This is a genomic window from Thermomonas hydrothermalis (genome assembly GCF_900129205.1).
Classification (GTDB): Bacteria; Pseudomonadota; Gammaproteobacteria; order Xanthomonadales; family Xanthomonadaceae; genus Thermomonas; species Thermomonas hydrothermalis.
The window spans coordinates 1-8,551 of the sequence record NZ_FQUK01000060.1 but is presented as its reverse complement, the minus strand read 5'-3'; the positions used below and the strand labels follow the sequence as shown (position 1 = coordinate 8,551).

12 protein-coding genes and 1 pseudogene are annotated in these 8,551 nt (G+C 63.8%); 7 read left to right on the top strand and 6 right to left on the bottom strand.

The window, feature by feature from the left end; all coding sequences use genetic code 11:
- From BUA29_RS11355 to BUA29_RS11345, 3 genes and pseudogenes are all read left to right on the top strand, one after another.
- Nucleotides 1-288, top strand: a 288-nt coding sequence (locus tag BUA29_RS11355) for a transposase (protein ID WP_143148813.1), incomplete at its 5' end; no start/stop codon positions are given.
- A gap of 31 nt (nt 289-319) precedes the next feature.
- Nucleotides 320-766: pseudogene (locus BUA29_RS11350) on the top strand (IS607 family transposase); the annotation flags it as partial.
- A complete protein-coding gene (locus BUA29_RS11345) occupies nt 763-1,959 on the top strand; it encodes an RNA-guided endonuclease InsQ/TnpB family protein (protein WP_072756643.1) in 1,197 nt (398 codons plus the stop codon). The pseudogene BUA29_RS11350 and the gene BUA29_RS11345, both read left to right, overlap by 4 nt.
- Here the strand turns inward: BUA29_RS11345 and BUA29_RS11340 are convergent.
- Both BUA29_RS11340 and BUA29_RS11335 read right to left on the bottom strand, forming a co-directional pair.
- Entirely contained in the window at nt 1,940-2,773 is an 834-nt protein-coding gene (locus tag BUA29_RS11340) for a PriCT-2 domain-containing protein (protein ID WP_072756642.1), read from the bottom strand. The two genes, BUA29_RS11345 and BUA29_RS11340, sit on opposite strands and share 20 nt — an antisense overlap.
- On the bottom strand, nt 2,770-3,681 hold the full coding sequence (locus BUA29_RS11335; protein ID WP_072756641.1) for a DNA-binding protein: 912 nt from the start codon (nt 3,679-3,681) through the stop codon (nt 2,770-2,772). The genes BUA29_RS11340 and BUA29_RS11335 overlap by 4 nt, the downstream gene beginning before the upstream one ends.
- Nucleotides 3,682-3,737: 56 nt before the next feature.
- Between BUA29_RS11335 and BUA29_RS11330 the strand changes: the two genes are divergently transcribed.
- Both BUA29_RS11330 and BUA29_RS11325 read left to right on the top strand, forming a co-directional pair.
- A complete protein-coding gene (locus BUA29_RS11330; RefSeq protein WP_143148936.1) occupies nt 3,738-4,217 on the top strand; it encodes a hypothetical protein in 480 nt (159 codons plus the stop codon).
- 8 nt (nt 4,218-4,225) lie between these two features.
- The gene (locus tag BUA29_RS11325) at nt 4,226-5,008 is read left to right on the top strand and encodes a site-specific integrase (RefSeq protein WP_072756639.1); all 783 of its coding nucleotides are present in this window, start codon (nt 4,226-4,228) and stop codon (nt 5,006-5,008) included.
- Here BUA29_RS11325 and BUA29_RS11320 read toward each other — a convergent pair.
- Nucleotides 5,005-6,318 (bottom strand): RNA-guided endonuclease InsQ/TnpB family protein, encoded by a 1,314-nt coding sequence (locus BUA29_RS11320; protein ID WP_143148935.1) that lies wholly within the window; start codon nt 6,316-6,318, stop codon nt 5,005-5,007. The genes BUA29_RS11325 and BUA29_RS11320 overlap by 4 nt on opposite strands.
- Before the next feature lie 23 nt (nt 6,319-6,341).
- On the opposite strand from BUA29_RS11320, the gene tnpA reads away from it, so the two are divergent.
- Entirely contained in the window at nt 6,342-6,758 is a 417-nt protein-coding gene (gene tnpA, locus BUA29_RS11315; RefSeq protein ID WP_072756638.1) for an IS200/IS605 family transposase, read from the top strand.
- Nucleotides 6,759-6,773: 15 nt separating this feature from the next.
- Here the strand turns inward: tnpA and BUA29_RS11310 are convergent, their stop codons facing one another.
- From BUA29_RS11310 to BUA29_RS11300, 3 genes are all read right to left on the bottom strand, one after another.
- Entirely contained in the window at nt 6,774-7,187 is a 414-nt protein-coding gene (locus BUA29_RS11310; RefSeq protein WP_178137931.1) for a YqaJ viral recombinase family protein, read from the bottom strand.
- Between the two features lie 65 nt (nt 7,188-7,252).
- Nucleotides 7,253-7,510, bottom strand: a complete 258-nt coding sequence (locus tag BUA29_RS11305) for a helix-turn-helix domain-containing protein (protein ID WP_072756636.1) — start codon at nt 7,508-7,510, stop codon at nt 7,253-7,255.
- 181 nt (nt 7,511-7,691) lie between these two features.
- Entirely contained in the window at nt 7,692-8,186 is a 495-nt protein-coding gene (locus BUA29_RS11300) for a hypothetical protein (protein ID WP_072756635.1), read from the bottom strand.
- Nucleotides 8,187-8,254: 68 nt separating this feature from the next.
- Between BUA29_RS11300 and BUA29_RS11295 the strand changes: the two genes are divergently transcribed.
- Nucleotides 8,255-8,551: transposase family protein (locus BUA29_RS11295; protein ID WP_143148934.1), on the top strand; the 297-nt coding region annotated here is incomplete at its 3' end.

Genomic DNA, 8,551 nt, shown 5'->3' with positions numbered 1-8,551 from the left:
GAACCGCTGCTCCGAAAGTGGGTCTCTTGGGCACGACGGTGTCGGCTGACGCCCTTCAAGAAGCTCGGTGCCACCATCCGCGACCACCTCACCGGCATCCTGCGGCATTTCGACACCGGCCTGTCCAACGGCCAGGTCGAGGCCTTCAACGCCCAGATCCAGGCCGCCAAGGCCCGCGCCAAGGGCTATCGCACTGACGCCAACCTGATCGCCATCAGCTACCTGCTGTGCGCCAAGCTCAGGCATCTACCCCGTCACCCTTGGCTCCATGCTCCCCATCAGACATGAACCGTTTCCACTGGAATCGCGATTGAGCCGCAAAACGGTTGCCTATGCTCGCGTTTCCAGCCACGACCAGAAAGACGATCTGGAGCGGCAGAAGCAGGTTCTCGAACTGTATTGCGCACGGCAAGGCTGGACGTTCGAGGTCATCGCCGACCTGGGTTCTGGCATGAACTACCACAAGAAGGGCTTGAAGAAGCTGCTGGAGGCCATCATCGAAGGCCAGGTGGGTCGGCTGGTCATCACGCACAAGGACAGGCTGCTGCGCTTCGGCGCGGAGTTGGTATTCGCCATCTGCGAGGCCAAGAACGTCGAGGTGGTCATCCTTAATCAAGGCGAGGACACGACCTTTGAGGAGGATTTAGCGAAGGATGTACTGGAAATCATCACCGTGTTCTCGGCGCGGTTGTATGGCTCGCGCAGCCGCAAGAACCAGAAGCTACTGGACAGTGTGAAGAAAGCCGTGGAGGAAATGCAGGCATGATCGTTGCTCACAAGATCGCGCTCGATCCGAACAACGTGCAGGCCAGCTACTTTGCCAAGGCCGCAGGCACGGCGCGATTTGCCTACAATTGGGCACTGGCCGAGTGGCAACGGCAGTACGAAGCCTGGAAACAGGACAACAGCCTGCCCAAGCCGACCGAGGCGGCGCTGCGCCGCCAGTTGAACGCCATCAAGCGAGAGCAGTTCCCTTGGATGCTCGAAGTCACCAAGTGCGCGCCGCAGATGGCCATCATCCAGTTGGGCCAAGCGTTCCAGAACTTCTTTGCGGGCCGCGCCCGCTATCCGCAATTCCGCAAGAAGGGCGTGCACGACCGCTTCACGCTCACCAACGACCAGTTCAGCATCGACGGTTCGCGCATCCGCATCCCCAATCTCGGGTGGGTGCGCATGCGCGAGTCGTTGCGCTTCGCTGGCAAGATCATGTCGGCCACGATCTCCCGTGTGGCCGACCGCTGGTTTGTCAGCATCACCGTGCAGACCGAAGACCTGTCTCACCTGCCAAAGGCCGAAAACCAAGGCGTGGTCGGGGTGGACTTGGGCGTCTCGGCCCTGGCAACGCTCTCAACGGGAGAAACCATCCCTGGCCCGAAGCCCCACAAGGCGCTGCTGGGCCGCTTGCGCAGGCTCTCGCGCAGTCTGAGCCGCAAGCAAAAAGGATCAGCCAATCGCAAGAAGGCCAAGGCGAAGCTGGCACGTCTGCACGCCAGGATCGCCAACATCCGGCAGGACGCCCTGCACAAGCTCACGACGGACCTCACGCGCCGATTCCATACCATCGGCATCGAGGACCTGAACGTGCGCGGCATGGTAAGGAACCGCCATCTGGCCCGCTCCATAGCCGATATGGGCTTCTTCGAGTTCCGTCGGCAACTGGAATACAAGGCCGCGATGCGCGGCGGGCAGGTGGTGATCGCCGACCGATGGTTTCCGAGTAGCAAGATCTGCTCGGCGTGCGGATCGGTGCAGGAGGCCATGCCGCTATCCGTGCGGCAGTGGATTTGCCCGGACTGTGGCACACGCCATGACCGGGATTTGAATGCGGCAAGAAACCTTGCCACATACGCGGTGAGTTCCACCGTGTCAGCCTGTGGAGAGGAAGGCGCTGGCTCCGGTCTTGCGACCGGAGTGAAACCGGCCTCGATGAAGCAGGAAGTCAGCTTTGTTCCTGTTTAGGCAGGAATGAGTAAGTCTGACAGAACGGCGTGTCGTCCGACAGCGGCGCGGTGAACGACGACCACGCCAGCCCGCGCCTGGGCAGGCCGGCCATCGCCCACTTGCGGCCCTGTTCGTCGATTAGTTCCATTGAGCGCGGGACATGATCGCCGGAATGCAGCGGGGCGATCAGCAGCCGTCCGCTGAGAGGCCCCGCTTTGGCCGAAGGCGTGTAGCCCAGGATGCTGCGCACCGCCTTGTGATCGACTTCCAGCAAGCCATTCGGCGGAACGTCTTTGCGAACGAGGTAGGGATGATCGGGAGATGCGGGCTTGGCCGCATCAAGGATGGCCCGCAGTTTGGCCCGCGCTTTCTCGATCTGCTCGGCCTGATCGTCGGCCTCGGCCTGTTCTTCGGTCTTGTTGCTCATCTCGGTGGGGCTTGGCGCGGGCGGGGGTGCGTGCCGGACGATGCGCTTGGTGGTGCGCTTGGGCTTTGGCTTCGATGCGTCTTGCGCGGCGTTGCCGGAGCCTCTGATTTCATTGAGTTCATCAAACCATTCCTTCGGAGGCTTCCAGCCGGAATCCAGCGCGAGCCTGTAGAGCGTGCTGACGGTGATGGAGTTGCCACTGTTGTCATTGATGCTTTTCCAGACGTATTCCACGTCCTTCTTTCTGTAGCTGCGGCCCCGACTCGACCACGCATCAAACTCTGGCAGGGTGATGTCTGCTGATTTGGCGGCTATCGCAATCCGAACCCAGGTATCGCGGTCGCAATCAGGGCTGATTGCGTTCAACGCATCGAGGGCGAAAATCCGTTCGTTCGGGCGGCTCACAGCGGCTTCCTCTTGCTGATCGGGTGCCGGCGTTGACGCGGACGCAGGACAGCCTGCTTGCGCAGTGCCGCGATTTCCTGCCGCAATGCCTCGATGGTCTGCTGGTGCTCACGACGGGCTGCATCCAGCGCCTTGGCGGCCTTGGCGGCCTCGGTGCGGGCGGCATCCAGATCGACCCGCAGACGGGTTTCCGCATCGAGATAGGCCGCCTTGAGCGCATCCATCGCCTCGGCATGGGCCTTGCGCTGCGCTTCGCGTTCGGCCTGGGCTTCGGCCTTGAGGGTGGCGATGGCCTCGGCATGAGCGCGGGCCGCCTCTTGGGCCGCCTGTTCCTGCTTGGTCAGTGCGATGCGGGCATCGGCAAGCTGCCGGTTGGCCTCATCGCGGGCGGCAATGGCACGCTCCCACAACGTCACCTGCTCCTTCAGGCGGGCGTCCAGGGCTTCCAGCGCCTCGCGCTGTTGGGCGATCAGGGCCTCCTGTTCGCTGATTCGGGTCTGCGCCTGCTGCATGGCCTCGGTGTGCCGGGCGCGTTCGGCCTCGATGGCAGCCAGCGTGGCCCGCATTTCGGCGCGTTCGGCCTCGACCTGACGCATGGCCTCGGCATACGCGGCGGTGGCCTTGGCCTCGGCAGCGGTGGCGGCCTCGCGCCAGATGCCCATCATGCCCTCGATGACCGACGCGGGCAGATCGCTTTCGGTCTGGCGCTGTGCCAGCAGCAGGGGGAGCCGCTGCGTCCAGAGTTCTTCGAGCGCCTTTTGCGCAGTCGTTCGAGAGCCGCCACATTCGGCCACCAGGGCATCGACGGTGGGGCGCACACCACGTTGCAGCATCGCCAGTGCGGCATGGAGATGACGTTCCATGCCGATGGCCGGAACAACACGCACGTTGGCAGGTTCTTCCATCATGGCAGAATCCGGTGATAATGGCGGGGTATTCACTCTACCACGAAAACTGGTTTGCAATGGCAGTGTCAATCAACAGCATCCATCTGCGGCTGCTCCCCAACCGGACGACCAGCGAGACGATCCGGGCCACGGTCGAACGGCTCAATGCCGTGTCGATGTGGCTGATCGAGACGGCAGGGGCGCATCGGCTGCGGGATCGCAACGTGATCCAGCGGATGTATTACCACGAGATGCGCGAGCAGTTCGGCCTGCCGTCGCAGATGGCGCTGCGGGTGATCGTCCGGTGCATTGCAGCGACCAAAGCGGGGAAGGGCACACCGCCAGCCTTCGACGTGCATGATCCGGTGCCCTATGGCCCCAATATGGTGTCATTTCGCAGCCTGACGGCGGCCTCGCTGCTCACCCTTGAGGGGCGCGTCGAGGTGCCGCTGAAAGTCCTCGGCTATGGCGAGGAACGCTTCGGCACGGCGCTGCTGACCTGGAAGCCGGAAGGCGTCTGGATGACCGTTCCGTGCAATCTTCCGCCCGAACCGTGAGGGGCAACATGGTCGATCTGGTGCCTTTGGATGCGGATCTGCCGGCCCTGTCGCCGGTTGATGTGGCGCAGATTGAGGCCGACACCGGCGCTGCCCTGCGGGCGCTGCTGGCGCAGGATTCGGTGTCGCCAAGCACGGTGGCGGCCTACACGTCGGCGCTTCGGTATTGGGATGCCTGGCACCGTGCGGCCACGGGCCGCATCCTGCCGCTGCTTGAGACACCTCGGCGGGCCGTCCCACCGGCGGTGGTGCTGGCGTTCATCGCCCATCACACCCCGACCGAGGATGCGGGCCGGTTGCGGCTGTCGATGCCACCGCTGGTCATGGCGCGGATGATGCAGATTCAGGCCGTGGGCAAGCGCCGGGTCGCGGCGCGGGACGATCATGCCGAGGCGGCTGTCCCGACGCTGGCGACGATCCGGCATCGGCTGGCGGCGCTTGCGGCCTGTCACCGGCTGGCCGGGCTGGTGCCCGATTGGCCGGACGATCCCCAGGTGCGGCAGGCGTTGCGAGCTTTGGGCAACCGGGTGAGTCGCAGTGCGCCTGCGATGCTGCGGCAACCCAAGCGCGAGATCACCCGCGAGCTATTCGAGGCCATGCTGCACGATTGCTTGTCGGACGGCCTTATGGGCCTGCGCGATGCGGCGATGCTGCATGTGGCCTTTCACACGGGCGGTCGCCGGCGCTCGGAACTGGTGCAGATGCGTTGGCGTGATCTGTCGCCTCTGCGCGAGGGCGACGTGTCGGGCTGGCTGTGGCAGTTGCGCGAGTTGACATCCTCCCCCGCCTAAAGTCGGGGGATTCCTACGGCGCTCACCCCGGCATCGAGCCGGAATGAGTCGCTTCGGTGGGTTCCTGCTTCCGACCGCCTGTGCGGTTCGATCCACAGGCCATCCGGGCTGACAGAGGCAAGCGCCTCCATCCCACCGCAAGCGTGCGGCGTGTCCTGCCCTTCGTCTCGCAACAGTTGCATCCCGCGAGAAAGGATGTTGATCGCGCCGACCAGATCGGCGTTTTCCCCGAAGCCGCATTCGACGCACAGAAACCGGGCCTGCGTCTGGCGGTTGTCCGCCGACACATGGCCGCAGGCCGGGCACGTCCGCGACGTGTTCTGCGGCGGCACGACGATGAGATGTCCGCCGGCCCATGCCAGCTTGTAGTCCAGTTGTCGGCGGAACTCGAACCAGCCTTGGTCGAGGATGGCTTTGTTCAGGCCGGACTTGGCCCGAACGTGCTTTCCCGGCTGCTCGGTGGTGCCTGCCGCCGACCTGGACATGTTTCGCACCTGCAAGTCCTCGATGCACACCATCGCGTGGTTTTGGCTGATCGTGGTCGTGGCCTTGTGCAGGAAGTCGCGGCGGGCGTTGCCGATACGGGCGTGAATCTTCTGGACGCGGGCTTTCGCCTTCTTCCAGTTGTTGCTGAACTTCGTTTTGCGGCTCATCGCCTGCTGCGCACGGCGCAAGCGGTCTTCGTGCCGCTTGAAGCTGTTGAGCGGTACGTAGAACGTGCCGTCCGAGAGCGTGGCGAAGCGGATCACGCCCATGTCGATGCCCACTGCTGTGGTGGCCTGCGGCACGGGCTGCTCAACTTCGCGCTCGGTCTGGATGCTTACGAACCACCTGCCGCAAGACTGGCTCACGGTGACATTTCTGACTGTGCCCAGCACCTCGCGACTATTGCGGTAGCGCACCCAGCCGAGCTTTGGCAGGAAGATGCGGCTGTTGGCCTGGTCGAGCTTGATCTGTTTCGGGTCGGGATAGCGGAAGCTGTCGTGTTGACCCTTCTTCTTGAAGCGCGGGAAGTCGGCCCGCTTGGCGAAGAAGTTGGCGTAAGCGCGCTCCAGATCCTTGAGCGTTTGTTGCAGCGGATGCACAGGCGCATCGGCCAGCCACGGCGTTTCAGGCCCATTGCGCCACTCGGTGAGCAGCTTGCACAGGCCGGCGTAACCGAGCTTCTTCTCACCGCGCTCGTAGCGTTCCTTCTGCAACGCCAGCGCCCTGTTGAAGACGAAGCGGCACGACCCGGCAAAGCGGCGCATCTGGCGCTGCTGTTCGCCGGTCGGCATCAGTTCGTATTTGAAGGCTTGCAGACGTTGCATGGGCGAAATGATACGCTTGGCCTATGAGCAACGACAACGATATTCGGCGGGGTCGGCACTGCGTCTTTCTGATGCACGTGCATTTGGTCTTCGTGACCAAATACCGGCGCGAAGTGTTTACCAAGGAAATCCTCGACGACCTGCGTAACATCTTCTCCAGCGTCTGCGCCGACTTCGAGGCGGAACTGGTGGAGTTCGACGGTGAGGACGATCACGTCCACCTGCTGGTGAACTACCCGCCCAAGGTCGCCGTCTCGGCGCTGGTGAACAGCCTGAAGGGCGTGTCCAGCCGCATGATCCGCAAAAAGAACTACCCGAGCATCCGCAAGAAGCTGTGGGGCGGTGCCCTGTGGTCGCCGTCCTACTTCGCTGGCAGTTGCGGCGGTGCACCCATCGAGATCATCCGCCAGTACATCGAACAGCAGCAGACGCCACACTGACCGCCCAAAGGACGCCTACGGCGTCCGCGCTATCCTTCCCCGGCCTGAAGGCCGAGGCTTGCCGCGCACCAGGTCAAATGCCAGCCCGTCGAAACTGCACCGCGTTGCCGGGTGAAGCTCCATCTCCCCGAACATCGGGGAGACGAGAATGCCGGTGGCCGCCTCATAGGCTTGGCGTACCGGATCCTCGCCCTGCCGGCCACGCTCCGTGGCCCAATTGCCCCGGAACGTGTCCTCGACACGTCCGGTCTTGATCGCCCATAGCTGATGGGCGGTCTTGACCCACTGCGGGGCGTCCTCCAGCAGCCCGGCGTGCCGGGCGATGACGGCGGCCTCCGAACCGCCGATGCCTTGGGCACGCCAGGCGTGCCATTCAGGCGTGTCCGGCGACCCGGACACAGCATCAGCATCGAAATTCACGATCTTCATAGTCATTCCTCCTTTTGATACCCGCACGTCGCGGGCATGGGGGAATGCGGGAAGATCGCGCTGGATCAGGTTGCAGATTTGGCCTTGGCTCGCTGCTTGGCGTGCCATTCGGCGAACACCTCGCGCAATCGCTGCGTATGGGCCGGGGTGATCGACCGCTTGCCCGTTTCCCACCGATAAACGCTGAACTCGGTCACACCGAGCAGATCGGCCAACTCGCGTTGCAGCAGACCCATCTGCTGCCGTTTGATCCTGACCTCCTCCGGCGTGGCAACGGGCGGGATCAGAAAGCTGTCAATGGAGGCAATATGGGTCTTTTTCATATGAGGTTTCTCGATATTTTTTTGGCCCGCATGACGTATGCGAGCTTTTCTTGGGGTGCACCATCCGGCCCGATCATACCGCAGATGCAGCAAACCTGAACCAAACGAAACATGTGTCCACCCAAAAGAAACGGCCACCCGCCGCAAGACGGGTGGCCGACCTGCCCGTGACCTGGCAGGGTTATCGTCGGGGCCTGAGTACGCCCCGGAGCGCCGACAGGCGCGGGTGATGCGTGCAGATGACCCGGCTCATCCGCAGGTCATCGCCCACGATCACGCGCAGATCGCCGCGCTGGTGTGCCAGCAGGATCCGTTGCCACCACACCTGCCGGCCACGCGGCAGCCAGATATAGCCCGCGATGGCCCCGACCGCCTGCATGTGGCGACGTGTCTGGTCGATCAACGCGGTTTCCTGCTCGGAATGGTGCAGCATGTGCCAGCGCGGCAGGTCGGTGATCGTCACCACCACCCGCCCGCTTGCGGTGTCAGCCACCAGATCCATGCGCTCCTGATGGATGCGCCAGTCAGCGGCGCAGGTCACGCCCCGCAATGAGCAGGCACGGGAGACACGATCAATCGCCCATTCGCGCCAGTCGGCAGAGTACCAGCGCGCAAGCCCACTCATCCAGGTGAACCGGGCCAGGAACGCAAGGAATGCGGCCAACAGCAGCAGCATGATTGCTTCGCCGAGGCTCCATCGCGTCTGGTGTGGAACGGGCCGCCGGATGATGTCAGCCTTGGCGGATGCAAGAACAACTCTTCACCCAGGCTTTGGGGCTGACGCCGCCGTGGGCGGTAGACAGCGTGTCGTTTCGTCCGGATGAGGGGGCGATCCACTTCGAGGTGTCGTGCGATACGGCCCGGCTGGCCTGTCCGGTCTGCGGGGCGGCGGCCCAGCCGGTGCACGACCGGGTGGAGCGCACCTGGCAGCATCTGCACTTCTTCCAGTTCAAGGCCTTCATCCACTGCCGGGTGCCGCGCGTGGCCTGCCGCGAGTGCGGCAAGACCTCGCAGGCGCCGGTGCCGTGGGCGGCCAAGGGC